At 71.3% G+C, this 25,429-nt stretch carries 26 protein-coding genes and 1 pseudogene; 15 read left to right on the top strand and 12 right to left on the bottom strand.

Features of this window, described 5'->3' with window-relative positions:
• Nucleotides 1–5 precede the first annotated feature (5 nt).
• Complete coding sequence (locus EV187_RS16510; RefSeq protein ID WP_130354186.1) at nt 6–1,409, bottom strand: MFS transporter; 1,404 nt, start codon at nt 1,407–1,409, stop codon at nt 6–8.
• Between the two features lie 179 nt (nt 1,410–1,588).
• On the opposite strand from EV187_RS16510, the gene EV187_RS16505 reads away from it, so the two are divergent.
• Nucleotides 1,589–1,972 carry a DUF2255 family protein gene (locus tag EV187_RS16505; protein WP_130354185.1) on the top strand — a complete coding sequence of 128 codons (384 nt, stop codon included), beginning with the start codon at nt 1,589–1,591 and terminating at the stop codon, nt 1,970–1,972.
• Here EV187_RS16505 and EV187_RS16500 read toward each other — a convergent pair.
• Together EV187_RS16500 and EV187_RS16495 are read right to left on the bottom strand one after the other, a co-directional pair.
• Nucleotides 1,969–2,760, bottom strand: coding sequence for an endonuclease/exonuclease/phosphatase family protein (locus EV187_RS16500; protein ID WP_165391240.1), 792 nt, complete (start codon nt 2,758–2,760; stop codon nt 1,969–1,971). The two genes, EV187_RS16505 and EV187_RS16500, sit on opposite strands and share 4 nt — an antisense overlap.
• A gap of 59 nt (nt 2,761–2,819) precedes the next feature.
• Complete coding sequence (locus EV187_RS16495) at nt 2,820–3,692, bottom strand: serine protein kinase RIO (protein WP_130354183.1); 873 nt, start codon at nt 3,690–3,692, stop codon at nt 2,820–2,822.
• 215 nt (nt 3,693–3,907) lie between these two features.
• On the opposite strand from EV187_RS16495, the pseudogene EV187_RS18965 reads away from it, so the two are divergent.
• Nucleotides 3,908–4,069, top strand: a pseudogene (locus EV187_RS18965) (TOPRIM nucleotidyl transferase/hydrolase domain-containing protein); the annotation flags it as partial.
• A 429-nt stretch (nt 4,070–4,498) separates the two neighbouring features.
• On the opposite strand, the gene EV187_RS16490 reads toward EV187_RS18965, so the two are convergent.
• The gene (locus EV187_RS16490) at nt 4,499–4,765 is read right to left on the bottom strand and encodes a hypothetical protein (RefSeq protein WP_130354182.1); all 267 of its coding nucleotides are present in this window, start codon (nt 4,763–4,765) and stop codon (nt 4,499–4,501) included.
• Nucleotides 4,766–4,883: 118 nt separating this feature from the next.
• Here EV187_RS16490 and EV187_RS16485 point away from each other — a divergent pair, with 118 nt between their 5' ends.
• Nucleotides 4,884–6,470 (top strand): MFS transporter, encoded by a 1,587-nt coding sequence (locus EV187_RS16485; RefSeq protein ID WP_130354181.1) that lies wholly within the window; start codon nt 4,884–4,886, stop codon nt 6,468–6,470.
• 137 nt (nt 6,471–6,607) lie between these two features.
• Here EV187_RS16485 and EV187_RS16480 read toward each other — a convergent pair whose 3' ends face one another.
• A complete protein-coding gene (locus tag EV187_RS16480; RefSeq protein ID WP_130354180.1) occupies nt 6,608–8,119 on the bottom strand; it encodes a M1 family metallopeptidase in 1,512 nt (503 codons plus the stop codon).
• Nucleotides 8,120–8,452: 333 nt separating this feature from the next.
• Here EV187_RS16480 and dnaK point away from each other — a divergent pair, with 333 nt between their 5' ends.
• From dnaK to EV187_RS16460, 4 genes are all read left to right on the top strand, one after another.
• Complete coding sequence (gene dnaK, locus EV187_RS16475) at nt 8,453–10,333, top strand: molecular chaperone DnaK (protein WP_130354179.1); 1,881 nt, start codon at nt 8,453–8,455, stop codon at nt 10,331–10,333.
• Nucleotides 10,334–10,335: 2 nt separating this feature from the next.
• On the top strand, nt 10,336–10,980 hold the full coding sequence (locus EV187_RS16470; protein ID WP_130354178.1) for a nucleotide exchange factor GrpE: 645 nt from the start codon (nt 10,336–10,338) through the stop codon (nt 10,978–10,980).
• An 89-nt stretch (nt 10,981–11,069) separates the two neighbouring features.
• The gene (locus EV187_RS16465; RefSeq protein ID WP_130354177.1) at nt 11,070–12,068 is read left to right on the top strand and encodes a DnaJ C-terminal domain-containing protein; all 999 of its coding nucleotides are present in this window, start codon (nt 11,070–11,072) and stop codon (nt 12,066–12,068) included.
• A gap of 2 nt (nt 12,069–12,070) precedes the next feature.
• Complete coding sequence (locus tag EV187_RS16460; RefSeq protein WP_130354176.1) at nt 12,071–12,496, top strand: heat shock protein transcriptional repressor HspR; 426 nt, start codon at nt 12,071–12,073, stop codon at nt 12,494–12,496.
• A gap of 48 nt (nt 12,497–12,544) precedes the next feature.
• Here the strand turns inward: EV187_RS16460 and EV187_RS16455 are convergent, their stop codons facing one another.
• Nucleotides 12,545–13,267, bottom strand: coding sequence for a hypothetical protein (locus tag EV187_RS16455; RefSeq protein ID WP_242609666.1), 723 nt, complete (start codon nt 13,265–13,267; stop codon nt 12,545–12,547).
• A 69-nt stretch (nt 13,268–13,336) separates the two neighbouring features.
• Between EV187_RS16455 and EV187_RS16450 the strand changes: the two genes are divergently transcribed.
• Nucleotides 13,337–14,467, top strand: a complete 1,131-nt coding sequence (locus EV187_RS16450; protein ID WP_130354175.1) for a class I SAM-dependent methyltransferase — start codon at nt 13,337–13,339, stop codon at nt 14,465–14,467.
• Between the two features lie 235 nt (nt 14,468–14,702).
• Entirely contained in the window at nt 14,703–15,494 is a 792-nt protein-coding gene (locus tag EV187_RS16445; protein WP_130354174.1) for an EAL domain-containing protein, read from the top strand.
• Here EV187_RS16445 and EV187_RS16440 read toward each other — a convergent pair.
• From EV187_RS16440 to EV187_RS16420, 5 genes are read right to left on the bottom strand one after another with little or no spacing between them, the layout of a single operon-like run.
• The gene (locus EV187_RS16440; protein WP_130354173.1) at nt 15,479–15,745 is read right to left on the bottom strand and encodes a hypothetical protein; all 267 of its coding nucleotides are present in this window, start codon (nt 15,743–15,745) and stop codon (nt 15,479–15,481) included. The two genes, EV187_RS16445 and EV187_RS16440, sit on opposite strands and share 16 nt — an antisense overlap.
• A 43-nt stretch (nt 15,746–15,788) precedes the next feature.
• Nucleotides 15,789–16,103 (bottom strand): DUF7882 family protein, encoded by a 315-nt coding sequence (locus EV187_RS16435; protein ID WP_130354172.1) that lies wholly within the window; start codon nt 16,101–16,103, stop codon nt 15,789–15,791.
• Between the two features lie 37 nt (nt 16,104–16,140).
• Nucleotides 16,141–16,443 carry a DUF7882 family protein gene (locus tag EV187_RS16430; RefSeq protein ID WP_130354171.1) on the bottom strand — a complete coding sequence of 101 codons (303 nt, stop codon included), beginning with the start codon at nt 16,441–16,443 and terminating at the stop codon, nt 16,141–16,143.
• A complete protein-coding gene (locus EV187_RS16425; protein ID WP_130354170.1) occupies nt 16,431–17,990 on the bottom strand; it encodes a sensor domain-containing protein in 1,560 nt (519 codons plus the stop codon). Before EV187_RS16425 ends, EV187_RS16430 begins: the two co-directional genes overlap by 13 nt.
• Complete coding sequence (locus tag EV187_RS16420; protein ID WP_130354169.1) at nt 17,987–18,808, bottom strand: alpha/beta fold hydrolase; 822 nt, start codon at nt 18,806–18,808, stop codon at nt 17,987–17,989. The genes EV187_RS16425 and EV187_RS16420 overlap by 4 nt, the downstream gene beginning before the upstream one ends.
• Before the next feature lie 279 nt (nt 18,809–19,087).
• Between EV187_RS16420 and clpS the strand changes: the two genes are divergently transcribed.
• From clpS to EV187_RS16405, 3 genes are all read left to right on the top strand, one after another.
• Nucleotides 19,088–19,378, top strand: a complete 291-nt coding sequence (clpS, locus tag EV187_RS16415; protein ID WP_130354168.1) for an ATP-dependent Clp protease adapter ClpS — start codon at nt 19,088–19,090, stop codon at nt 19,376–19,378.
• Entirely contained in the window at nt 19,375–19,869 is a 495-nt protein-coding gene (locus tag EV187_RS16410) for a DUF2017 family protein (RefSeq protein ID WP_130354167.1), read from the top strand. Before clpS ends, EV187_RS16410 begins: the two co-directional genes overlap by 4 nt.
• Nucleotides 19,870–20,009: 140 nt before the next feature.
• Nucleotides 20,010–21,170, top strand: coding sequence for a DUF998 domain-containing protein (locus tag EV187_RS16405; protein ID WP_242609665.1), 1,161 nt, complete (start codon nt 20,010–20,012; stop codon nt 21,168–21,170).
• Between the two features lie 4 nt (nt 21,171–21,174).
• On the opposite strand, the gene EV187_RS16400 is transcribed toward EV187_RS16405, so the two are convergent.
• Nucleotides 21,175–21,576, bottom strand: a complete 402-nt coding sequence (locus EV187_RS16400) for an SHOCT domain-containing protein (protein WP_130354165.1) — start codon at nt 21,574–21,576, stop codon at nt 21,175–21,177.
• Nucleotides 21,577–21,752: 176 nt separating this feature from the next.
• Between EV187_RS16400 and EV187_RS16395 the strand changes: the two genes are divergently transcribed.
• From EV187_RS16395 to EV187_RS16385, 3 genes are read left to right on the top strand one after another with little or no spacing between them, the layout of a single operon-like run.
• Nucleotides 21,753–23,072 carry an ion channel protein gene (locus EV187_RS16395; RefSeq protein WP_130354164.1) on the top strand — a complete coding sequence of 440 codons (1,320 nt, stop codon included), beginning with the start codon at nt 21,753–21,755 and terminating at the stop codon, nt 23,070–23,072.
• 26 nt (nt 23,073–23,098) lie between these two features.
• Nucleotides 23,099–24,739: a SulP family inorganic anion transporter gene (locus tag EV187_RS16390; RefSeq protein ID WP_130354163.1), complete on the top strand. Its 1,641-nt coding sequence runs from the start codon at nt 23,099–23,101 to the stop codon at nt 24,737–24,739.
• A gap of 16 nt (nt 24,740–24,755) precedes the next feature.
• Entirely contained in the window at nt 24,756–25,427 is a 672-nt protein-coding gene (locus EV187_RS16385; protein WP_130354162.1) for a GAP family protein, read from the top strand.
• Nucleotides 25,428–25,429: the final 2 nt, after the last annotated feature.

Raw genomic sequence — 25,429 nt, 5'->3', positions numbered from 1 at the left:
CGCGCCTACCGTCGCACGGGCGCTGCCTTCACCGGGATGAGCAGCACGAGCCCCAGCGCGATCACCAGCACGATGCCGAGGATGCCGAAGTACGGGGCACCGCCGATCGTGACGAACAGCGCGAACGCCGTCGGAGCGAGGAAGCTCACCGCGCGACCAGTGGTGGCGTAGAGCCCGAACACCTCGCCTTCGCGACCCGGCGGGATGAGCCGCGCGAGGAACGTGCGGCTGGCCGACTGCGCCGGGCCCACGAACAGGCACAGCGCGAGGCCCGCGGTCCAGAACACGAGCTGCCCGCCGTCGTGCAGGAGGAAGATGACGAGGCCGCTGATCACGAGCCCGACGAGGGCGGTGATGATCACCGGCTTCGCCCCGAGCCGGTCGTCGAGCGCGCCGACCGCGATCGTCGAGATGCCCGCCACGACGTTCGCGGCGATGGCGAAGATGATGACCTCGCCGGCCGAGAACCCGAACACGGATGCCGCGAGCACGCCGCCGAAGGTGAAGACCCCCGCGAGCCCGTCGCGGAACACGGCGCTCGCGAGCAGGAACCACACCGTGTCGCGCTGCTCCTTCCAGAGCCGGGCGATGTCGCGGCCGAGCCGCGCGTAGGAGGCGAAGAAGCCGACCTTGCCGCGGTCGATCGCGGCGGGGTTGCGGTACTCGGGCACCGCCAGCAGCACGGGCAGCGCGAACAGGCCGAACCAGATCGCCGAGACGACCATGGTGACGCGCACGTCGAGGCCTTCGTCGCCCGTCACGCCGAACAGGCCGACCTCGGGCTGGATGAAGCCGAAGTACACGATGAGCAGCAGCACGATGCCGCCCACGTAGCCCATGCCCCAGCCGAAGCCCGACACCTTGCCGATCGAGCGCGGCGTCGACACCTGCACGAGCATCGCGTTGTAGTTCACGCCGGCGAACTCGAAGAACACGTTGCCCGCAGCCACGAGGAACAGGCCGAGCAGCAGGTACTCGGGCGCCGGCAGCACGAAGAACATCGCGAGGGTGAGGGCCACGACGATGTAGGTGTTCACCGCGAGCCAGAGCTTGCGCCGCCCGCTCGTGTCGGAGCGCTGGCCCGTGATCGGCGCGAGCACCGCGATGAGGAGCCCCGCGATCGCCAGCGCCCAGCCCAGCTGCGCCTCGACCGTGCCGGTCGGCCCGAACGACTCGCTCGTCAGGTACACCGTGAACACGAAGGTCGTGACGACGGCGTTGAAGGCCGCCGAGCCCCAGTCCCAGAGGCCCCACGCGAGGATCCGGCCCCTGCGGGCTCCCGCCTCCGAGACCGCCTCGACCTGCTCGGGCGCCACGCCGATGGTGGCAGCGGCGCCGTCGGCGGGCGTGAGGTGCGACGGCGGGAAGTTGCGCGGCGCGTCAGCCGGGGGCTCGGGGGGAAGGGTCATGGCGGAAGCCTCGTTCGCTCGGGTTGAACGGAAGATGACGTGCCGCGAGCGGCCCGACATCCCCGGTGGATCGGCGCTGATCTCGGCACACTGTAACGCCAGCGGATGCCGCGACGGTAGCGGCCCGCTCAGGCGAACGGGGGCTCGCGGCATCCGCCCGTCGCCTGCTTGACTCGACCATGGCCACCGACGACGACCTCACCGAGTTCCTGCGCGTCACCGACGTGGTGCGCATCGTCACCACGACCCGCGACGGCCGCACGATCGCCACCCCGATCTGGGCGGTCGACGTCGACGGCGCGAGCTTCATCCGCTCGGAGTACGGGCACGACGCGAAGTGGTTCCGCCGGGCCACGAGGAATCCCGGCGTCGGGTTCGAGACGCCCGCCGGCATCCGCGCCGTCGAGCTCCAGGTGATCGACGGGGCCGACCCGCTCGAGGCCGCCGTCGACGAGGCGCTGCGGGCGAAGTACGGGCACCGGCGAGCGTCGCTCGCCGCGATGCTCACCCCCCTCGCCCACGGCACGACGCAGCGCGTGGTGCCGCTCGGCCGCCCGCTCTAGCCCGATCGGGAGCCGAGGCGCACGTCGGCCACGACCGGGAAGTGGTCGGACGGGAAGCGCCCGCCCACCGGGGCGTCGACGGTGAACGCCGAGTCGACGACGACTCCTGCGCCCCGGCGCGCGAGCACGTGGTCGACGCGCCGGTCGATCTCCTTCGTCGCCTCGAGGGGCGCGAACGGCACCGCCGAGCTGAGCGTCACTGCGTCGGGGTCGCCACCGCCGAGGTCCCAGGTGTCGTCGGCCACGGCGGCCAGCGGCGCGAACTCCGGCTGGGTCGCGTCGCAGTTCAGGTCGGCGAGGAGGAACCGCGGCACCGTCGCGTCCTCCGCCATCAGCTCGGCCAGGCGCCGCGTCTGCGCGAGATGGTCGTCGGCGAACGCCGGCTCCCACTCGGTCGCCGCCACGATCACGTCGAACGGCGTCCCGGCATGCTCGATGCGCGCCTGGAGGGCGACCGGCGCCACCTGTCGATGGCTCACCGGCAGCACGTGCTCGGAGAGCGCCTCGATGGGGTGCCGGCTCACGAGGCCGACGCCCATGAGCACGCCCGCCTGATCGGGATGCTCGGGCGGTTCCGGCACGGGCGGCAACGAGGGGGCGACGAACCCCGCGTGCATCCCGAGGCGGTCGGCGATGACGTGCGCCTGCGAGCGGCCCGGCAGCCCCCAGCATTCCTGGATCCCCACGACGTCGGGCCGCAGCCGCTCGAGCGTCGCGAGGATGCCGCGCTCGCGCGCTCGCCAGTCGGGCTCGAATCGCCACAGCACGTTCCACGTCACCAACCGCACGCCCGGCAGCGTAGGTCGACTCCGTGGGATCCGGGAACCCCTTGCGGCGGAGCGCCGCGTCAGAACCCCACCTCTCCGACGAGCTCGCCGAACAACTCCTCGGCGTCGCACTCCAGCCGCTGCCGCGTGAACCAGTCGCACACGTTCACGCAATCGCGGTGCAGCAGGTCGAAGCCCTGCGGGTTCGACACGAGATCCACGACCTGCGGAAGGTCGATCGCCACCACCCGTCCGTGGTGCACGAGCAGGTTGTACGGCGAGAGGTCGCCGTGCGCGAGACCGCCCCGGGCGAGGAGCCGCATGAAGTCGGCCACCTGGTGGAAGAGGTCGCGGAGCTCCGCGGCATCCGCCCGCACCTGGGCGAGCCGCGGCGCGGCGACCCGGCCGTCGCCGATGAACTCCATGAGCACCTCGGTGCCGTGCACCTGCACGGGGTACGGCACGGATGCCCCGAGCTCGGTGAGCCGGGTCAGCGCGTCGAACTCGGCATTCGCCCACTGCACGCGGGCGACGGCGCGACCGAACGACGTGCCCTTCGCGACCGCGCGCACGTCGCGGGTGCGGCGCAGTCCGCGACCCTCGGTGTAGATCGCCGAGCGGTGGAAGTCCGAGTGCTCGCTCGTGCGGTACCGCTTGGCGGCGAGCAGCACGCGGTTGCCCGGCACGTCGGGCGGGACATCCGGGATCGCCCGCTCGATGAGGTGGAGGTTCGCCTCCTTGCCGGTCTTCACGACGCCGAGTTCGGTGTCGATCGCCGCGGCGGAGGTGACGAGCCAGTCGGGACGCGGCTCGGGGCCGCGCTCGGTCGGGATGGTCGCCGGCCAGGTCGACCAGCGCTGGCCCTCGCCGGGCTCCACGGCCTGGAAGACGAGGGCGGAGGGCGCGCCGAGGGGCGCGCCGGATGAATCGTCGAATGACGAGAGGAAGGTCACGGTGGTTCTCCGAGGTCGCGGAGGCCACCGAAGCACCGGCCTTGACGGCTACGGGCGGGCGGCCTCACAGGGAAGGGTGTCTGCGATGCGCACGACGATGACGGCGTTCATCGTTCTCTCCCTTCCCTCGGCGATCCGGTTGCCGCGTGGCGCGGTCCGGAGGCGAGCATACCCCCAGCCCGGCACCGTGTCCACGGTCGGGTTAGGGTCGTGCCATGGCGGGACCCACGGACGGCGCCGAGCGCACCGTCGTGCTCGTGGAGGGCGAGAGCGATCGACGCGCGCTCGCCGCGGCGGCGCGGCGGCTCGGCCACGACCTCGAGGCGGTGGGTACGCGCCTCGTGGTGCTCGACGGCATCACCAACCTGCGTCGGCACCTCGCCGAGCTCGACTCCGTGCCCGCGCCGCCGCGCGTGCTCGGCCTCTTCGACGTGGGCGAGGCCGCCACCGTGATGCGGATGCTCGCCGACTCGGGACGTCGGGGGGCGTCATCCCTCGCCGAACTCGAGGTCGCCGGGTTCTTCGCGTGCTCCCTCGACCTGGAGGACGAGCTGATCCGGGCGGCGGGCACCGTCGTGATCGAGGAGGTGCTGGCGAGCCACCGGGACCTCGACCGCTTCCGCCGGTTCCAGCGGCAGCCGGCCCAGCGCGATCGCCCGGTCGCCGCGCAGCTCCGGCGCTTCGCCGGCACCGCAGGCGGCGCAAGACCTGGTTCGCCGGCGACGTCGTCGAGGCGATGCCGCTCGACCGGCTGCCGGCTCCGCTCGTCGGCGTGCTCGACGTCGTCGGCAGCTGACGACCGCGGATCAGCGACCGTGGTCGGCGAGGATCTGGTCGACGTCGATCCGGCTGAGCAGGTGCCGCCAGTCGAGTTCGCGTGCCATGTCGGCGACGTCGGGATCGGCGAACACCTTCCCGTTGCGGTGCACGACCACGCCGGACGGAACCAGCTCGTTCAGCCTGGCGAGGATCGCATCGTCGACCGCCTCCGTGTCGAAGTCCCCGCCCACGTTGGCGTAGTAGTCCGCGGAGAGGGTGTACGAGACGAGTCCGACCTCGATCGGTTCAGGCATGCCAGCTCCTCCGTACGTGCGCGATGGCGTCCATTGTGCCATCGGAGGGCGAGTCCCGTGCGCCGGGCCGCTGGGCCGGGGTCTATCGCCGGGGCCCGCCCTGTGGTTGTGTTCAGTCATGAGTGGGGCTGACAGCGCACCGGGAACGCCGTTCAACTTCCGACTCGCGATGCTCCTCGCGATGGCGATGTTCGTGCTGGTCGTCGACACGTCGCTCATGAACGTGTCGATCTCGGCGGTCGTGGATGACCTCGACACCACGGTGAGCGGCGTGCAGGGGGCGATCGCGCTCGAGGCGCTCGTCTCGGCCGCGTTCATCCTCATCGGCGGGAAGACCGGCGATCTCATCGGGCGCAAGCTCGCCTACATCCTCGGCCTCCTCGGCTACGCCATCGGCGCGATCGCCATGGTGTTCGCGCAGGACCTCGCGGCGATCATCGTGTTCTGGGCCGTCATCGGCGGCATCGGCGCCTCGCTGCTGCTGCCCGCCATGCAGTCGCTCATCCACGGCAACTTCGAGGGTGCCCAGCAGAAGCGCGTGTACGCCCTCGTGGGCGCGTCCGCCGCGATCGCCGCCGCCGTCGGCCCGCTCCTCGGCGGCTTCATCACGACGTTCCTCTCCTGGCGGGTCGGCTTCGCGCTCGAGGCCGTGATCATCGCCGTCGTGCTGGCCGGCATCGGCCTCGTGAAGGACGTGCCATACCACGGCGACCGATCGATCGACCTCGTGGGGGCACTGCTGTCGATCGTCGGGATGGGCGGCGTCGTCACCGGCATCCTCGTGTGGCAGGAGGGTGGCGGCTACGTCGGCCTCATCATCGGCATCGGCCTGCTGGGGCTCGGCCTCCTCGTGTTCTGGCTGCGCAGCCGCAAGCGCCGCGGGAAGCCGACGCTGCTCGATCCCACGCTCTTCGAGTCGAAGATGTTCCGAGCCGGAGCGAGCGGACAGCTGCTGCAGCAGATCGCCCTCGGCGGGACGATGATCGTGCTCCCGATCTACCTGCAGATGGTGTTCGAGTACAACGCACTGCAGGCGGGCCTCTCGATCGCACCGCTCTCGCTGAGCATGTTCGTCGTCGCGCTGCTCGCGGGCCGCGGCCTCAAGCGGCGGCCGGCGAACATCATCCTGTGGGGCTTCGTGCTCGCCGTGGCGGGACTCGCCATCCTCGTGCCGATCGTGCCCATCGCCGACTCGGGCTGGTACCTCACGATCCCGCTCATCATCTCGGGCTGCGGCCTCGGCCTGCTCGTGTCGCAGCTGAACAACTACACGCTCTCCCCGATCTCCGACGAGCGGGTCAGCGAGGCGGCCGGCGTGAACTCGGCCGCGGGCTCCTTCGGCCTCTCCTTCGGCCTCGCCTTCGCCGGGGCGATCATGCTCGCCACCCTCGCCTACACGTTCACCGCGAGCGCCGACGCGAGCACGGTGCTCTCGCCCGAGGAGCAGCAGCAGGTCTCGGCGGTGCTCGAGGAGGACGCCGAGATCATGACGAACACCGGTCTCGAGGAGCTCCTCGTCGGCCAGCCGCCCGAGGTGCAGGAGGAGATCCTGCGCATCAACACCGACTCCCGGTTCATCGCGCTCCAAGTGGCGCTGCTCGTGCCGATCCTCGCGGGTCTCCTCGGCATCCTGAACGCGCTGCGGATGCGGCGCCTGCCCGATCCCAAGGCGTCACCGGCCGCCGAGGGCACGATGCTGGGCTAGACCGGGCCGGGCCGTGCGTCCGGCGAGGTCGCCTCCTGGTGGGCGCGACCCCAGGTCTGCCATCGATCCCAGGTCACGCCATCGACCCCCGTGGACCGGGAATGCTCCGGCGCACGGGGGTCGATGAGGATGATCGCCTACGGCAGCGTCCAGGTGGCCGGCGGCTTCGCCTGCTCGTACAGCCAGATCTGGAAGAAGGCGTCGAGGTTCTCGCCCGAGACCTCCTCGAAGACCGCCTGGAAGTCGTCGGCCGTACCGGTGGAGTCGTCGTAGCGCTCGAGCCAGAGTCGAGTGCCGGCGAAGAATTCCTCGTCGCCGAGCTCGAGCCTGAGGGCGTGGAGCGTGCCGGCACCCCGGTCGTAGACCGGGTCCTGGAACAGCCCCAGCGGGCCTGGGTCGCCGATCTGGAGGTTCCAGTACTCGCTGTCGGCCGCCTCGGAGGCGTACCAGTCGTTGTACGACTCCTGGACGGTCGCGCCTCCGTCCTCTTCGTCCCACATCCAGGACGCGTAGGTCGCCCAGCCCTCGTTGAGCCAGATGTCCTGCCAGCGCTCGGGGCTGACCGCATTGCCGAACCACTGGTGGGCGAGTTCGTGCGCCACGGTGCCCTCGCTCGCCTGACGCGAGTAGACCGGTCGCGTCTGGGTCTCGAGTGCGTAGCCGACGGTGTCGTCGTCGACGATCGAGCCGTACGCGACGAACGGGTAGTCGTCGAAGTACTGCTCGTAGAAGTCGATCATCTCGGCCTGGCGCGCGAGGCTGGCGTTCGTGGTCGCGAGGCGGGCGGGCGTCAGGTTGGCGTCGACCGCGTCGATGATCGGGACGCCGCGTTGCGAGAAGGTCGTGGGGCGAATGGCGAAATCGCCGACCGACGCCGTCGTCAGGTAGCTGGCCTGCGCGTCGGGCGCGTCCCAGTACCAGGTCGTGCGGCCGTTCTCGGTCACCGGCGCCTTCGACTGCACGCCGTTGGCGACGGCGACCTTGCCCTCGGGCACCGTGATCGCGAAGCTGTAGCTCGCCTTGTCGGTCTGGTGGTCGCTCACGGGGTACCAGGTCATCGAGCCCTCCGGCTCGCTCACGACCATGGCGCCGTCGGCCATGGTGACCCATCCGTAGAGCGCGCCCTCGATGTCCTCGGGCCGCGTCGTCGCGCCGCCGTACTCGACGACGACCTGCACGTGCTGCCCTGCCTTGACCTTCGGCCGCGGCTGCACGGTGAGCTCCCAGATCCGTTCCTCGTCGTCCTGCACGTGCCAGTAGGCGGCGCCCTCGACCTCGACACCGGCCGCCGGCGGTGCGACGGATGCCGCGGGCTTGCCGTTCACCGTCACGGACTCCACCTCCATGTCGCGGAGGTCGAGGTTGAAGCGGTCGAGGTCGCGGGTCGCGACGAGGTCGATCGTGGCCGTGCCGTCGAGCCGTCCGACGAGCGGCGCGCCCGCCGCCGGCGGCGTGTAGGTGACGTCGAGGTCGTAGTGCTGCACGTCGTACCCGCCGTTGCCGGCGTACGGGAAGTAGGCATCGCCCGCGCCGGGGGCGCCCGCCGTGTAGCGCGGCCCGGCCGCGGTCCCCGGGGCGGCGACCGCTCCGGTCGCTCCGAGCCCTCCGATCACCGCCAGCGCGACCGTCAGGCCGCCGACCAGCTTCATCCGTCTCCCGTTCACGACTGCTCCCCTCATCGTTCCGCGTAACGCACCTGGGCGAAACTCTAGGGGCGGTCGAACGCGCCCGATAGCCCCCGGATGCCCGCGCGCGCTCCGACGGCGCAGGAATACTGGGAACCCGCCGTGAGTTGAGTCAGGTACGCTCAAGTTTCGCGGCTCCGACTTGACACACTCATCGGGGCTTGCCACACTTGAGCCGTCGGGACTCAAGTTCCGGCGATTCGGACTTCGGTCGCGGGCCAGGACGGCCGGGCCGACCGCCGATGGGGCGTGCGCGGCATCCGCTCGTGAATGCTCCCGGCAGAAGGAGAAACACACATGTCACGAGCAGTAGGTATCGACCTCGGCACCACGAACTCCGTGGTGAGCGTCCTCGAGGGTGGCGAGCCCACCGTCATCGCGAACGCCGAGGGCTTCCGCACCACCCCGTCGGTGGTGGCCTTCACGAAGGACGGCGAGGTGCTCGTCGGCGAGACCGCCAAGCGCCAGGCCGTCACCAATGTCGACCGCACGATCGCGTCGGTCAAGCGCCACATGGGCACCGACTGGTCCAAGGAGATCGACGGCAAGAAGTACACGCCCCAGGAGATCTCGGCGCGCATCCTGCAGAAGCTGAAGCGCGACGCCGAGCAGTACCTCGGCGACACCGTCACCGACGCCGTCGTCACGGTGCCGGCGTACTTCAACGACGCCGAGCGCCAGGCCACGAAGGAGGCCGGCGAGATCGCGGGCCTCAATGTCCTGCGCATCATCAACGAGCCCACGGCGGCGGCGCTGGCCTACGGCCTCGACAAGGGCAAGGAGGACGAGCTCATCCTCGTCTTCGACCTCGGCGGCGGCACGTTCGACGTCTCGCTCCTCGAGGTCGGCAAGGACGACGACTTCTCCACCATCCAGGTGCGCGCGACCGCGGGCGACAACCGCCTCGGCGGCGACGACTGGGACCAGCGCATCGTCGAGTGGCTGATCAAGCGCTTCAAGGACTCCACGGGCGTCGACGTCTCGAAGGACAAGATCGCGCTGCAGCGCCTCAAGGAGGCCGCCGAGCAGGCGAAGAAGGAGCTCTCGAGCTCGATGTCCACGAGCATCCAGCTCCCCTACCTCTCGCTCACCGAGAACGGCCCGGCCAACCTCGACGAGACGCTCACGCGCGCCCAGTTCGAGAACATGACGAGCGACCTGCTCGACCGCACGAAGAAGCCCTTCGAAGACGTGATCCGCGAGGCCGGCATCAAGCTCTCCGACATCGCGCACGTCGTGCTCGTCGGCGGCTCGACCCGCATGCCGGCCGTCTCCGAGCTCGTGAAGCAGGAGACCGGCAAGGAGCCCAACAAGGGCGTGAACCCCGATGAGGTCGTCGCCGTCGGCGCCGCACTCCAGGCGGGCGTCCTCAAGGGCGAGCGCAAGGACGTGCTGCTCATCGACGTCACCCCCCTCAGCCTCGGCATCGAGACCAAGGGCGGCATCATGACGAGGCTCATCGAGCGCAACACGGCCATTCCCACCAAGCGCAGCGAGACCTTCACCACCGCCGACGACAACCAGCCGTCGGTCGCGATCCAGGTCTTCCAGGGCGAGCGCGAGTTCACCCGCGACAACAAGCCGCTGGGCACGTTCGAGCTCACCGGCATCGCACCGGCGCCGCGCGGCATCCCGCAGATCGAGGTCACCTTCGACATCGACGCGAACGGCATCGTGCACGTGGGCGCCAAGGACAAGGGCACCGGCAAGGAGCAGTCGATGACGATCTCCGGCGGCTCCGCGCTGCCGAAGGAGGACGTCGAGCGCATGGTGCGCGACGCCGAGGAGCACGCGGCCGAGGACAAGAAGCGCCGCGAATCCGCCGAGACGCGCAACTCCGCCGAGCAGCTCGCCTACTCGATCGAGAAGCTCATCAAGGACAACGACGACAAGCTCCCCGACGACGTGAAGTCCGAGGTGCAGGGCGACGTCGACGCGCTGAAGTCGGCGCTCGCGGGCGACGACGACGACGCGGTGAAGTCCGCGTTCGAGAAGCTCTCGCAGTCGCAGGGCAAGCTCGGCGAGGCCATCTACTCCTCGCAGCAGGCGGGCGCCTCGGCCAACCCCGGGGGCAACCCCGGTGAGGACGCCTCGGCGTCCGGCGCCGACGGCGGCACCGCGTCCGACGAGGACGTGGTCGACGCCGAGGTCATCGACGATGAGGACGAGAAGAAGTAATCATGTCGGACGAGAACCAGAACCACGACGAGCCGGTCATCCGCGACAAGCGGCGGATCGACCCCGAGACGGGTGAGGTTCGCCAGCCCGAGGGGGCACCCGCGGAGGGTGCCCCCGAGGCCGGCGGTGAGGCGACGGATGCCGCGGCACCCGTCCCCGCCGACACTGACCTCGACGACGACGTGCTCACGGTCGACGACATCCTGAACGCGGCCCAGGCCGAGGTGCAGGAGCCGAGCGACGAGCACCTCGCCGACCTCAAGCGCGTCACGGCCGAGTACGCGAACTACCGCAAGCGCACCGAGGCCAACCGCGAGGTCGAGCGCGAGCGCGCGGTCGGCGCGGCGGTGGCCGTGCTGCTGCCGGTGCTCGACGACCTCGACCGGGCCGAGAAGCACGGCGACCTCGAGGGCGACGCCCCGTTCGCGACGATCGCGGCGAAGCTCCGCGCGGCCGTCGAGAAGCTGGGGCTCACGCCGTTCGGCGAGGTCGGGGAGCCGTTCGACCCGCAGCGCCACGAGGCGATCTTCCAGCAGCCCTCCGACGAGGTGGAGGTCGACACCGTCGGCGACGTCGTCGAGACCGGCTACCTGCTCGGCGGCACGCTGCTCCGCGCGGCGAAGGTCGTCGTGAAGACCCCGCAGTAACCCCGTTCGGCCGGCCCGCGGCATCCGTCACCCGGATGTCGCGGACCGGCCGTCACAGATCTCGGGCAGACTCGAGAGAGGAGGTGCCGATGGCCAGTCAGGACTGGTTCGACAAGGACTTCTACCAGGTGCTCGGCGTCTCCAAGGACGTGAGCGACGCCGAGCTCAAGAAGACGTACCGCAAGCTCGCGCGCAAGTACCATCCCGACTCCAACCCGGGCGACGCCGCCGCCGAGGCGAAGTTCAAGGAGATCAGCGAGGCGCACTCGGTGCTGTCCGATCCCGAACAGCGCAAGGAGTACGACGCGATCCGCGCCATGGGCTCCGGTGCGCGCTTCACCGCGCCGGGCGGCGCCGGCGGCGCCGGCGGCTTCGAGGACGTGTTCGGCACGATGTTCGGCGGGCAGGGCGGCCGCAGCCAGTCCTACACGTTCCAGCAGGGCGGCGACTACGACGACCTGCTCGGCGGCCTCTTCGGCGGCGGACGGTTCGGCCAGCCGAGCGGCGGTTACCGCGGCTTCGGTGGCCCCTCCCGCGGGCGCGACGTCACCGCGTCGACGACGCTCGACTTCATCACCGCCACCAAGGGCGAGCAGATCACCCTCGAGACCTCCGACGGCAAGCCCATCACGGTCCGCATCCCGGCGGGCGTGGCCGACGGGCAGAAGATCAAGCTCCGGGGCAAGGGGCACCCGTCGCCCGACGGCGGCGAGTCGGGCGACCTCATCCTCACCGTCCACGTGCGCAAGCACCCGGTCTTCGAGCGCGACGGCCTCAACCTGCGGGTCACCGTGCCGGTGACCTTCGCCGAGGCGAGCCTGGGCGCCACGATCCAGGTGCCGACGCTCGGGGGCGACCCCGTCAAGCTGCGCGTCGCAGCCGGCACGCCGAGCGGCCGGGTGCTGCGCGTCAAGGGCCGCGGCGTCCAGACGCCGAAGGGCACGGGCGACCTGCTCGCCGTCGTCCAGGTGGCCGTTCCCTCGCACCTGTCGAAGGAGGCCGAGGAGAAGCTCTCGGAGTTCGACGCGCTGCTGCCCGACGAGGACCCGCGGGCCGAGCTGCTCGCGAAGGCCAGGGCCCAGCGATAGCCATGGACGAGACGAGCCCGCTGTTCGTCATCTCGGTGGCCGCCGAGCTCGCCGGGATGCATCCGCAGACCCTCCGGCAGTACGACCGGATGGGCCTCGTCTCGCCGACGCGCACCGCGGGCCGCTCGCGTCGCTACTCGATGCGCGACATCGTGCAGCTCCGCGAGGTCGCGCAGCTCTCGAGCGAGGGCGTGAGCCTCGAGGGCATCCGGCGGGTGCTCGGCCTCGAGGACGAGGTGGCGACCCTGCGCGGGCGCGTGCGCGAGCTCGAGGCGATGCTCGCCGATGAACTCCTCAACCGGCCCGGCCGCCGGGTGTTCGCCGCCGGATCGGCCGGCGACATCGTGTCGGTCAAGGCGGGCACGCGCGTTCGGCGCGAGAACGCGGTCGTCGTGTGGCGTCCGCTCGACCGCGGCCAGGGCGCCTAGGCCCAGCGCCCCGCCTCCGGCGGAGGGTCAGCGCCCCGAGGCGGAGGCTCAGCGCCCCCAGGCCGAGGCCGGTGCCTCGATCACCTCGTAGGGTCGGGAGCTCCAGTGGGTGCCGTAGCCGTAGTGGCTCGAGGCCCACGGCGAGGCCCAGATGGCCTGCGCGGTCGCATCCGCGGAGTCGCCCCGGGCGAGCGCGGCATCCACGGCGGGGTATCGCCCGGACTGCAGGTTCTGCGCGGCGTAGTAGGCCGCATCGAGCAGGGTCGCGTAGCTGCCGAGCCCGGATCCGCCGCCCGATCCCTGCCCGTTGTTGAGGGGGTTGTTGCGGTTCCACCAGTTGTCGGCGCCGTTCTCCTGCCGCATCCATCGCATCATGAACGTGATGTTCGCCTCCGTGACCGGCCAGTCGCCCTCGATGAGCACGAGCTTCGCCCAGTCGAGGTTGGTGCCCGACGCGACGAGCGTCTCGGGGCCGGTGGTCGAGACGTACGACTCGTGCGAGGTCGCCGGCGCGGTGACGTCGGCGGCCACGCGCAGGGCCTGGGTGTCGCCGCTGAACGTGTCGGACGCGGCCCTCGGGGCGGTGACCGCCTCGGGCTGCGGCGCGAGCGCGAAGGTCAGGCCGAGCGCGAGCACGGCCACCGAGGCGGCGAGCGGCGCGAGCCGGTGGGCCAGGCGAGCGGGCGACGGGCGGGCACCGCCGACGCGGCTCGCGGCCCCGTGTCGAGCCGCGCGCCGTTCCCCCTGAGGCCGCTGGTCTGATTCCCGCATGCGGGCACGAGGGTACCAAACGCACGTGTGAGCCGCTCTCGGAGTCGGCACGCCGCGTAGCCTTGGCGCATGCCCTTCGACCTCGGCGAGCTGCGCCGCCACCCCGACGTCGAGGGTCACGGGCTCGAAGCGTCGGATGCCGCGGACCGGCTGATCCTCGACGAGGCCGCCGCGCTCGCCGACGGCCCGGGGCCTGGCGAACTGGTCGTGATCGACGACGCGTACGGCGCCCTCGCGCTGGGGTCGGCGGCGGCGGGAGCCCGCGGCGTCCGGGTGCACCAGGACCTCATCACGGGTGAGCGCGCCCTCGCCGCCAACGCCGCGCGGGCGGGGTTCGCCGGCGAGGTGCGGTCGCTCCCGCTCGGCCGGGATCTGCTCGTCGGGGCCCGGCTCGTGCTGCTGCGGCTGCCGCGATCGCTCGACCGGCTCGACGAGGTGGCCGGGTGGATCGCCGGCCACGCCGCATCCGACGTCGTCCTGGTCGCGGGCGGGCGCGTCAAGCACATGTCGCTCGCCATGAACGAGGTGCTCGGTGCCTGGTTCGAGCGCGTCGACGTGTCGCACGCACGGCAGAAGTCACGGGTGCTCACGGCTCGCGCGCCCCGCGACGCACGACTGCCGCCGGCGCTCGGCTGGCCGCGGGGGGAGCGTCACGACGACCTCGGCGTCACGCTCGTGGGGCACGGCGGCGTCTTCGCCGGCACCGGAGTGGACATCGGCACGCGCTACCTCCTCGAGCAGCTCGGCGACGCAGTGCCGGATGCCGCGACCGCCGTCGACCTCGCGTGCGGTTCCGGCATCGTGGCCGCCCGACTCGCGCACACCCGCCCGGCGCTGCGGGTCACGGCCACCGACCGCTCGGCGGCGGCCGCGGCATCCGCTCGCGAGACCGCGGAGGTGAACGGCCTGGCCGACCGCATCCGCGTGACGCGGGCCGACGGCCTCGAGCTGCTCCCGGACGCGAGCGAGCCCCTGATCGTGCTGAACCCGCCGTTCCACTCGGACGCCGCGCTGCACACCGGCATCGCCGCGCACCTCTTCGAGGACGCCGCACGCGTGCTCGCCCCGGGCGGCGAGCTTTGGTGCGTGTGGAACACACACCTGCGGTACCGCCCGCTGCTCGAGCGGCTGGTGGGTGGCACCCGGCAGGTGGCGCGCAACCCGAAGTTCACGGTGACCGCATCGCGGCGGCCGGGGTGAGCCGTGGTGCGCGCGAGACCGCGCACGAGGCGGGCCTCCGAGGCCACCGAGCCCACCGGTCGTGTCGTCGGCCCGAGCGTCGGCGCGGGCGTCGGCCCGAGCGTCTGCCCGGGCACCCTCCTGACCGCGGGTGGGCAGTATACGCATCCGGCGACCCGCTGTCTGCCTTTTCGCACGATCGGGGGTCGCACGTCACAATGGGCCGGGCGCCGTCGTGGCGCCCGGGAGGGACGCCATGTCAGAGCAGGAGCGACTGGCGCGAGAGCTGGCCCTCGCCGCGGAGCGGGGCGAGATCATCGCGCAGTACCAGCCGCAGGTCGACCTGCGCGACGGGCTCCTCGTCGCCCTCGAGGCGTTGAGCCGCTGGCGCCACCCGAAGCGCGGGGTCGTCGCGCCCCGCGAGTTCATCCCGCTCGCGGAGGCGACCGGAGCGATGGTCGCCATCGGCGACGTCATGCTCGAGTCGGCCTGCCGGTACGGAGCCGCGCTCGTGCGCACGGGCCGGCGGATCGAGGTGGCGGTGAACGTGGCGGCCGCCCAGCTCGGCGAGGCGCGCTTCGCGGAGCGGGTCGCCCACCACCTCCAGGAATCCGGGATGCCCGCAGCGCTGCTGACCCTCGAGCTCACCGAGACGCGACCCGTGCCCGCCGAGGCCGCTGAAACCCTGACCGGGATCCACGCGATCGGGGTCGGCGTGTCCGTCGACGACGTGCGGACCGTCGAAGAGGCGGAGGCCCGCGTGCGGGCCCTGCCCATCACGGAGCTGAAGGTCGACCGTTCGGTGATCCGCCGGCTCCCCGACGACCGCGGTATCGCCGCGCAGCTCGTCGGGTTCGCCCGGGAGCACGGCTTCCGCTCGGTCGCCGAGGGGGTCGAGACGCGACCGCAGCTGGTCGCGGTGCGCGAACTCGGGTTCGACCGTGCGCAGGGGTACCTGTTCGGTCGACCCGTGCCGGCACGCCGGATGTCGGCCCGCCTCGCGGTCGGGTCGCCGACCGCCGGCCGGGTGGCTCAGAGCGCCTCGTAGGGGTCCTCGTAGGAGTCGTCGTTCTCGCCGCCGGCGGGTTCGCTCGGCTCGCCGCCGACGTCGATCAGCGACCAGGTCACCGGCATGCCGGGCGAGAAGAGGATGTCGATCCCCGGACCGCCGCGCAGAGGTGGGACGTTCACGTACCCCCCGCCGGCCTTGATCGCCGCCAGGATCTCGGCACGCAGTTCATCGACGGGATCGGGCAGGAAGTAGTCCCGACCGTCGACCGTCAAGCGGTGGATCTTCACACCGCACCTCCATTCTCTCGCCGGCGCGGATGTCGCACGTCGTTCACTCTGCCGCTCCCGCGGCCGCTTCGGGAATCGGATGCAGCCCGGCCGGACTGTTCGCACCGTCCATCATCAGCTCGAGCCAGGCGCGGTTGAGCTTCGGCGGCCGGTTGCCGTGGTACTTGAAGTGCACGGGGACGTACGGACTGATCCAGATCGAGCTGCGTCCGCTGCCGCGCTCCACGCCGTGGTTCCAGGTCAGCATGAACTGCTCGCCGCGCCGCAGCTTCGTGGCGACGACGAACTGCAGGTGCGCGAGCACGCGATCCTCGATCTCGAACTCCGAGACCCGCGCGCCGTAGATCAACAGGCCCATTGCTCTCCTCCTCGTCCTCTCGCGCCGCGACATCCGCTCACGAGGCGGCCTCCGGCTCCGGCACGGCCCGCAGTCCCGCGGCCGAGTTGGCCGACTTGGTGAGCAGCTCGAGCCAGCGCGTGTTGAGCTCGGTCGGCTCCGCCAGCTCGAACTGGAAGACCATCGGGATCGTGGGGCTGCACCACACCGACGTGCGCTGCGCCGGTGGCGCTTCGTCGCCGAAGGTGAAGGCGAAGTGCTCGCCCCTGCGCAGCTTCGACCAGATCACCACCTGCAGGTGGGTGAGCGTGCGGTCGTCGAACTCCGCGGTGATGGTGGAGTCGTACGTCAGAGTTCCCATGCCGCCTCCGGTCGATGGTCGTCGGGTGCTGTTCCGGATCCGTGGGCCCGGGTGTCGGCCGTCGCCATGGTGACGCGATCCCGCCCCGCGCCCTTCGACGCGTACATGGCCGCGTCCGCGGACCGCAGCAGCAGGTCGGCGGTCGGGGCGGGGCCCTGCGCCGGTTCCCACACCGCGACGCCGATGCTCGCCGCGATGGCGTATCGCGGCGGCACGCTGTCGAGCGGTCGCCGCACGGCGCGGCGGAAGCGCTCGGCGATGGTCGACGCGGCGTCCGGCGCGGCGTCCTCGCACACGATGACGAACTCGTCGCCGCCGTACCGCGCCACCGAGTCGCCCGCGCGGGCCACCGAGCGCAGGCGAGCGGCGACCTCCGCGAGCACGTCGTCGCCGATCCGGTGGCCGAGGCTGTCGTTGATCGCCTTGAAGCCGTCGAGGTCCACGAACACCACGGAGAGCGGCCGCCGGTTGCGGGAGGCCGCGGCGATGGCCGCGTCGAGCTGCTCCTCGAGCAGCTTGCGATTGGCGAGCCCCGTGAGCTCGTCGTGCATCGCGCGGTGCTCGAGCTCCTCCTGGAGGCGGACACGGCGCAGCACCTGGCCGGCCTGACGGGCGAGGGCGGCCTGGATCTCCCGGCTCTCGGCGTCGAACACCCGGTCGCGTCCGAAGAGCGACACGACGACGCCGCGCGTGCGCTCGTCGGTGCGCAGCGGGGCGATGCTGAGTGCGGTGAGCCGGTGGCGATGCAGGGCGTCATCGAACCCGGGGATGATCGCAGCGGCCTGGTCGAGGTTGGCGACGGTGACGATCTCGCCACTTCCGATCGCCTGCTCGGCGAGCGCGCCGAGTCCGGCGGCGAACAGCGCGAGCGTCGTCTCGTCGCCGGCGACCAGTTCGAGCGGACCCGACGCATCGCCGAGGAGCACGGCCGCACCCGAGGCGCGAAGCGCCGCGCCGGCGCTCGCGACGAGCGCCGCGGCCAGCTCATGCGCGGAGGTCGCGACGCCGAACGCGCTCGACGCATCCTGGAGCACTCGAACTCGGGCCTCGGATGCCTCGGCGTCGCGCCGCGCGAGCAGCAGCTGCCGCTCGTAGTCCTGGCGCTCGGTCGCATCGAAGACGACGGTGCGGATGCCGCCGGGCTCGCCGTCCGCGCCGGTCACCACGACCGCGTTGACGAGGATGGGCAGCTCGCCGTCGTCGGCACGGCTCACGGTCAGCGCGACCTCGCGCACCTCCCCCGAGAGGCTCAGCACCATGGCGTAGCGGGTCTCGTAGAAGAGCTGGCTCGACGAGGTCAGGAGGTCGACGAAGGCGGTGCCGAGCAGCGCCGTCCGGGCGTGACCCGTCCATCGCTCGAACGTGCGGTTGACCCGCGTGATGATGCCGTCGGGCGTGGTCTCCAGGTACCCGCAGGGTGCCTCCTCGAAGAGCTCGACGAAGGCGTCGTGGTCGTCGTGCGCGCGGCGCCGTCGTGCGTCGCGCCCTTCACGGTCGTGCCGTTCGCGGTGGCTCCGCCCACCGTCGAGGGCGTCGGGGATCGTCATCGGAGGAACGACCTGATCTCGTCGGCCAGTTCGTCGGGCGCCGACAGGTTCGGGCAGTGACCGGTCGCCGAGAGCTGCACGAAGCGGCTCGTCGTGATCTGCTCGTGGACGTACCGTCCGACGGAGACGGGCGCGATGACGTCGTCGGAGCACTGCAGCACGAGCGTGGGCGTGCGCACCGCGCTGAGGTCGCGCCGGTTGTCGGAGAGGAACGTCACGCGGGCGAAGTGCCGCGCGATCTCGGGGTCGACGCTGCAGAAGCTGTCCGTGAGCTGGCGGCCGAGGTCGGGCTTCTCGGCGTTGCCCATGATCACCGGCGCCATGGCCTGCGACCAGCCCAGGTAGTTGGCGTCGAGTGCATCGAGGAGGCCCTCGATGTCGGCTCGTTCGAAGCCGCCGCGGTACTCGCCGTCGTCGATGTAGCGCGGAGACGGGCCGACGAGGACGAGCGACCCGAACCGGGACGGGTCCCTGGTCTCGGCGAGGACGCCGATGGTCGCCGCGACGGAGTGCCCGACGTACGCCACATCGCGCAGGTCGAGCGCCTCGAGCACCTCGAGGACGTCGTCGGCGTAGCCGTGCAGCGAGTCGTACCTGACGGGATCGTATGCCGAGCGGTCGGAGCCGCCGGCTCCCACCAGGTCGAGCAGCACCACGCGGTGGTCGTCCTCGAAACGAGGCGCGACGGATCCCCACATCTCCTGGCTGCAGCCGAAGCCGTGCACGAAGACGATCGGCCGGCCGGCGGGATTCCCGGAGACGGTGACGTTGTTCCGGCGGAGGATGTCCGTGCCGGAGATGGGCGACGTGAAGGTCATGCGATTCCTGCCGGGGTCGGGGGTGTCCTGGCGGCGGTAGGTGTCCTGCCGGGCGTCGGGGGTGCCCGGCGCTGCCCGGCGTGGAGCCGGAGATCCTTCTCCGTCCCCACGACAGTACAGGCGGCCCCGGCGGAACGTACTTTCGGAACGGCAATGTCAAGGGGGCTTGACGTGGAGCCATCCGTCGACTAATCGATCGGTGCCGGACCGCTCCGAGACGGTTCGAACCGGCGTGCGTCGCGGGTTTCGTCGCACGCGAGGTCGTGTCAGGCTGGAGGCGTGAGCGCGACCCTCGAGCAGCACGACACCGAGACCACGACGAGCGTCGTGGCCGAGGAGCCGTGGCGCACGATCGTGTGGGACGACCCGGTCAACCTCATGACCTACGTGAGCTACGTGTTCCGCACCTACTTCGGCTACCCGCGCGAGGAGGCCGAGCGCCTCATGCTGCGCGTGCACAACGAGGGCCGGGCCGTCGTCGCCACCGGCAACCGCGAGGCGATGGAGCGGCACGTGCAGGCGATGCACGGCTACGGCCTGCAGGCCACCGTGTCGAGGGCGGAGTCGTGATCGTCGCCGGCCGCAGCGGCGGTGAGGGCGTGCGCATCGTGCTCGAGGCCGAGGAGGCGATGCTGCTCTCCGAACTCGCCGACCAGGTCGACTCGGTGCTCCTGCTCGGCGAGGCCGACGATCCGGCGCTCGGGCGACTGCTGCCGAACGCCTACCCCGACGACGCGTCGTCGTCGCGCGAGTTCGCCCGCTACACCCGCGACAGCCTCGTCGACGGCAAGCGCCAGGCCGCCCAGCGCGTGCGCGACGCCACCGCCGTCGAGGACGGCGACGACACCGTCGTGCAGATCGAGCTCGAGCAGTCCGAGGCGTGGGGGTGGCTCACCTTCCTCACCGACCTGCGGCTCATCCTCGCCGAGCGGGTGGGGATCATCGAGGAGGGCGAGGACGCGGCCGACGAGACACGAGACGACTACCTCCGCGCCGCCTACGAGTGGGCCGGCTTCGTGCAGGGCTCGATGCTCGAGGTGCTCGACCCCACCGACTCCTGAGTGCCCGGCGGATGCCGCGGGGCATCCGTCCGGCCGTCGCTCCCGTGCCGCGCGGCGTCGTGGACACGCGCAACGGCGGCTGGCATGCTGGGGCGACGCGACCGTCCCACAGGCGGCCGCACGAGCGAACGGGGTGCCTCGTGACCGAATCGTCGTCGATCTCCCGGGTGCTGCGGCATCCGGCCGCCAGCGCCGAGTCCCTCGAGTCGATCGCGCTGATCCTCGGGGCCGCGTTCTTCGCGGTCGGCTGGGCGGTCTCCCTCGTCGTCTTCTGGGGACGCGATCTCCCGATCGCCGGGCCGGGATCCCTGGGGGAGTACGTCGGCATCGGCGGAGCGGTCACGGCGCTCATCGCGTTCGTCCTCGGTCGCGTCCTGATCGCCAGGCACCGGCACCCGGCCGTGGTGCACGACGCGTCATCCGGGCTCGACGCGCCAGGTGCCCGACTGCACTGGTTCGACGTCGCCGCCCTCGCGATCGCGCACGCCGTCATCGCGCTGCTCGGGTGGATCGGCGTGGCCGACGTGCTCGAGCAGAGCTTCGTCGGCGCTGTCGTGTTCCCGCTGGCGGGTGCGATCCTCGCCGGCGTCGCCTTCGCCCTCACCGCCTACGTGACGTTCCTCTCGTCGGTGCACCTCACGCCGATGCTGCTCTCGCTCGTGCTCGCGGTCTTCCTCGTGGTCGGAGCGTTCGCCGCGATGCTGAGCGCGAGCGACCCGCAGTGGTGGAAGGAGAACCTCAGCGCCCTCGGCATGAGCGACGAGGCATCCGCGCTGGCCTTCAACATCACGCTCATCGTCGCGGGCGCGCTGGTCACGATCATCGCCCGGTACGCCACGGCGTCGCTGCCGACGACGACTCGTGAGGAGCTCCGCGGCCGCGCCGTCCTGCGGGTGGGGCTGGTCCTGATCGGCATCTTCCTCGCGTGCGTGGGCATCTTCCCGGTCGACGAGTTCTTCCTCGTGCACAACACGGTGGCGACGGGCATGGCGGTGATCTTCGCCGCGATCGTGGTCGGGCTGCGCTGGCTGGTGCCGGCCATGCCGCGGGTCTTCATCCTGCTCGGCTACGCGTACGTCGGCGTGATCGTGCTGCTCGGCGTCTTCTTCGCGATCGGCTACTACAACCTCACCGCGGTGGAGCTGGTGGCCGGGGTGCTCATCTTCAGCTGGATCATCGTGTTCCTCCGCAACACGGGCACGATGCGCCCGGCGGCGACGTCGGTGCCCGCATCGCCCGAAGCGGGCATGCGGACGGGGCCGGATGCCGCGGCATCCGACCCCGTCACGGTGTCGAGCTAGTGGCCTAGGCCGAGTGCGCGAGCGCCTTGGCCTTGAGCTGGTCGTACTCCTGCTGGCTGATGGTGCCGGCGTCGAGCAGGGCCTTGGCCTTCGCGATCTCGTCGGACGGGCTCGCGGCCGACCCGGCGGTCTGGCGGATGTACGCGTCGGTCGCCGCCTGGTACTGCTTCGCCTCCTTCTGGGACCGCTCGGCCATGCCGTTGCCGCGGGCGATCAGGTAGATGAGCGCGGTGAGGAACGGCACGAAGATCAGGAAGATGATCCACACGGCCTTCCACCATCCGCTCAGCTTGTGATCGCGGAACAGGTCTCCGATGATCGCGAACAGTGCCATGAGGTACGCGATGAACACGAATGCCCACAGGAACCACCAGATCACGTCCCAGAAGCTATTCCAGAAATTCATGTGCAGCCTTCCGATCGACTCGAGCGCCCCCCAGCGAGCGCCGCTGAGGCGAACCTATCGCGTGGCGAGACGAGACGTCCACTGGTCTCCGGCGCTACGCTCGACGCGGGGTGGTCGTGCGTGGCGGGGTGCTCATGGGCCGTCCGCGTGCCGGATCCGACGGGGAGGAGCCCACGATGAGCCTTGCGCGAACGCCGGCCGACGGCGGTGCCTCGCCGCGACGACTGCTGCTGCTCGCCATCCCGGCGATCGTGATCGGCGTCTTCGCGGCGTTGCTGCTGTGGCTCCTCGAGCAGCTGGCCGACCTGCTGGGAGGCGTGCTCTGGGAGACCGTCCCCGACGCGCTCGGGGTCGATCCGAGCGGTTGGTGGATCGTGCTGATCCTCACCCTCACCGGACTCGCGGTCGGCCTCTGCCTGCGGTACCTGCCCGGTCACGGCGGTCCCGACTCGGCGACCACCGAGCTCATCGGGCCGCCGCTCGCGCTCAAGGTCCTGCCCGGCCTCGCGATCGTGACCGTGCTCGGCCTGGCGGGCGGCGTCAGCCTCGGCCCCGAGAACCCGATCATCGCGATCAACTGCGCGATCGCGGTGGCACTGTTCGCGCGGCTGCTCCCGCAGGTCCCCGCCCAGATCTCGGTGCTCATCGCGGGGTCGGCGACGGTCGGCGCCCTGTTCGGCACCCCCGTGGCCGCGGCCCTCCTCTTCACGGGCATCGTGGCCGCCGCGAAGGGCGGCGGCTCCCTGTGGGACCGTCTCTTCCTGCCCGTGACCGCGGCCGGAGCGGGCGCCATCACGATGCACCTGCTCGGCGCCCCGCCGCTCTCCTTCGATCTCCCCGCCTACGGGAGCCCGCAGGCGATCGACCTGCTGCTCGGCGCCCTCGTCGCCTGCGGGGCGGTCGTCATCGGCCTCGCCGCGCTCGTCGCGTTCCCGATCGTCTACCGGGCGTTCCACGCGCTCCGGCACCCCATCCTGATCCCGCTCGCCGGCGGGTTCGTCCTCGGCGTCCTCGGCCTCATCGGCGGCCCCATCACGATGTTCAAGGGCCTCGTGCAGATCGGCGAGCTGCTGCAGGACCCGGGGGCGTACGACGCCGGCCAGCTGAGCGTCATCGCGGGCATCAAGACCCTGGCGCTCCTCGTCGCCGCAGGCGCCTTCTTCCGTGGCGGGCGGATCTTCCCGGCCACCTTCATCGGCGTGGCCCTCGGGATGCTCGGCCACGTGCTCATCCCCAGCCTCCCCCTCGGGCTGGCGGTGGCCTGCGGCGTGCTCGGGGTGGTCCTCGTCATCGGCCGCGACGGCTGGCTCGCGATCTTCCTCGGCGTCGCGATCCCGGCCGACATCACGCTGCTGCCGATGCTGTGCGTGATCGTGCTGCCGGCGTGGCTGCTCGTGTCGCGGGCGCCCGAGTTCCGGATCGTGCCGCCGGCACCCGCGGCCGGGCAGCAGCCCGCGCCGGCGCCCACGAAGCCCGACGACGCCGCCGCCGGCTAGGTCGTGCCCGAGCGGAGGGAGTCGCCGTGCAGCGACCGTTGACGGGGTTGACCCGACGCAACGTCGGCCGCGAGCTCCTGGCCGGCGTCACGCTGCTCGCCATCGCGATCCCGCTGAACATCGGCTACGCGCAGATCGCCGGACTCCCGCCGACCGCGGGCCTCTACGCCCTCGTCGTCCCGGCGGTGGTCTACGCCCTCACGGTGTCCTCGCGACAGCTGGTGGCCTCGCCGGATGCCGCGGCGGCCGCCCTCGTCGCGTCCTCGATCGGCGGGCTGGCGGTCGCGGGCAGCGCCGACTACGTCACGCTGGCGCTGGCGCAGGCGATCATCGGGGGCGTCATGTTCCTGCTCCTCGCGGTGTTCAAGCTCGGATTCCTCGCGAACTTCCTCTCGAAGCCGATCCTGGTGGGGTTCGTCGGCGGCTTGGCCCTCGACATCCTCGTCGCGCAGGTCGCGAAGATGCTCGGGGTGAGGATCGACTCCGGGGGCGAGTTCGTCGACAAGGTCGCCGGCCTGTTCACGGGCCTCGACACCCTGAACTGGTGGTCGGTGCTCATCTCCGTGGTGTCGCTGGCGATCCTCCTGCTCGGCCGGCGCTTCGCCCGTGCCGTGCCGTGGGCGCTGGTCGTGCTGGTGCTCGCCACCGTCGGCGTGGTGATCGCCGACCTCGACGACGCCGGCGTCGCGGTGCTCGGTCCGGTCGAGGCGGGGCCGCCCACCCTGACCTGGCCGGTGATCGACTGGACGACCTGGCTGGTGCTCATCCCGTCGGCGATGGCGCTCACGCTCGTGACGACGGCGGAGGGCCTGCTCGTGTCGCGGTCGTACGGCGAGCAGCGCGACTACGCGACGAGCCCCAACCGCGACCTCTTCGCCTTCGGCCTCGGCAACCTCGCCGCCGGGGCGACGGGCGGGTTCACGGTCGGCTCGTCGACGTCGCGCACCGCCGCCATGGACCAGGCGGGGTCCCGCACGCAGTTGCCGTCGCTGGTGACCGCGCTCGGAACCCTCGTGCTGCTGGTCTTCGGCACCGGTCTCCTCGAGGACATCCCGTCGCCGGCGATCGGCGCGATCGTGGCCGTCGCGATCGTGCCCCTGCTCGGCATCCGGGAGTTCGCCCGCCTCTGGCGTGCCGACCGCTTCGAATTCGCCATCGCCGCCGCCTGCTTCCTCGTCACCCTGTTCATCGGCTCGATCCCCGGCATCCTCGTCGCCTTCGTGCTCGCGCTCGTGAACCTCGCCAAGCGCGCGGCGAACCCGGCCATCGACGTGCTCGCGAGCACCGGCGAGCCCACCGAGTCGCTGCTCGACGAGGCTCCCGCGGGCAGCGTCACCGCCCCCGGCGTGATCGTCGTCCGCCTGGCCGCTCCCCTCTTCTTCGCGAACGGCGCGATCTTCGGCGATGCGGTGAAGCGCGCGGTGGAGGCCGCGCCCGAGGCATCCGTACGGCACGTCGTGATCGACATGGAGGCCGTGACCGATGTGGACGTCACGGGCGCCGAGAGCTTCGCGGCGCTGCAGGAGTGGCTCACCGCACGTGACATCGACCTCGGGTTCAGCCGCGTGCGGCCCGATGCGCGCGCTCGACTGGTCGACCTCGGCCTGCTCGGCGACAACGCGGTGTACGAGACCAACCGGGCCGCGATCGCCGCGCTCGAGAACTGAGAGAGAGGACCCGGCCATGGGACCCGTCATCGGCGACATCCTGCCCCTCGCGCTCGGCATCGCGATCAGCCCGATCCCGATCATCGCCGCGATCCTCATGCTCCTGTCGCCGAAGGCGAAGGGCACGAGCGTCGGGTTCCTGCTCGGGTGGGTGCTCGGCATCGTCGTGGCGGTGGTGGTGTTCACGCTGCTCGCCTCCGTCATCCCCGAGCAGGATCCGGATGCCGGGAAGCCGATCTCGGGCGTCATCAAGATCGTGCTCGGCGTGGCGCTGCTGTTCCTCGCCGCGCGCCAGTGGCGCAGCCGTCCGAAGCCCGGCGAGGCCGCCGCGCTGCCCAAGTGGATGGCCGCCATCGACGAGATGACCACCGGACGCGGCTTCGTGCTCGGGTTCCTGCTCTCGGCGGTCAACCCGAAGAACCTGCTCATGGCCGTGGGGGCCGGGGTGATCATCGGCACCGGCGGACTGAACGTGGGCGAGGCGGCGATCGTCATCCTCGTGTTCGTGCTGATCGCCGCGTGCTCCGTGGCGATCCCCGTGATCGCCTACCTCGTCGCCTCGAAGCGTATGGCTGCGCCGCTGGAGGCGCTGCGCGGCTGGCTCGTGCAGAACAACGCGACCGTCATGGCGGTGCTGCTGCTCGTGATCGGCGTCGTGGTGATCGGCAAGGGCATCGGGAGCTTCTGACC

The sequence above is a fragment of the Agromyces ramosus genome (assembly GCF_004216665.1).
Taxonomy (GTDB): domain Bacteria; phylum Actinomycetota; class Actinomycetes; order Actinomycetales; family Microbacteriaceae; genus Agromyces; species Agromyces ramosus.
The sequence above is the reverse complement of the archived record's forward strand: the minus strand, read 5'-3'. Positions and strand labels throughout refer to the sequence as shown.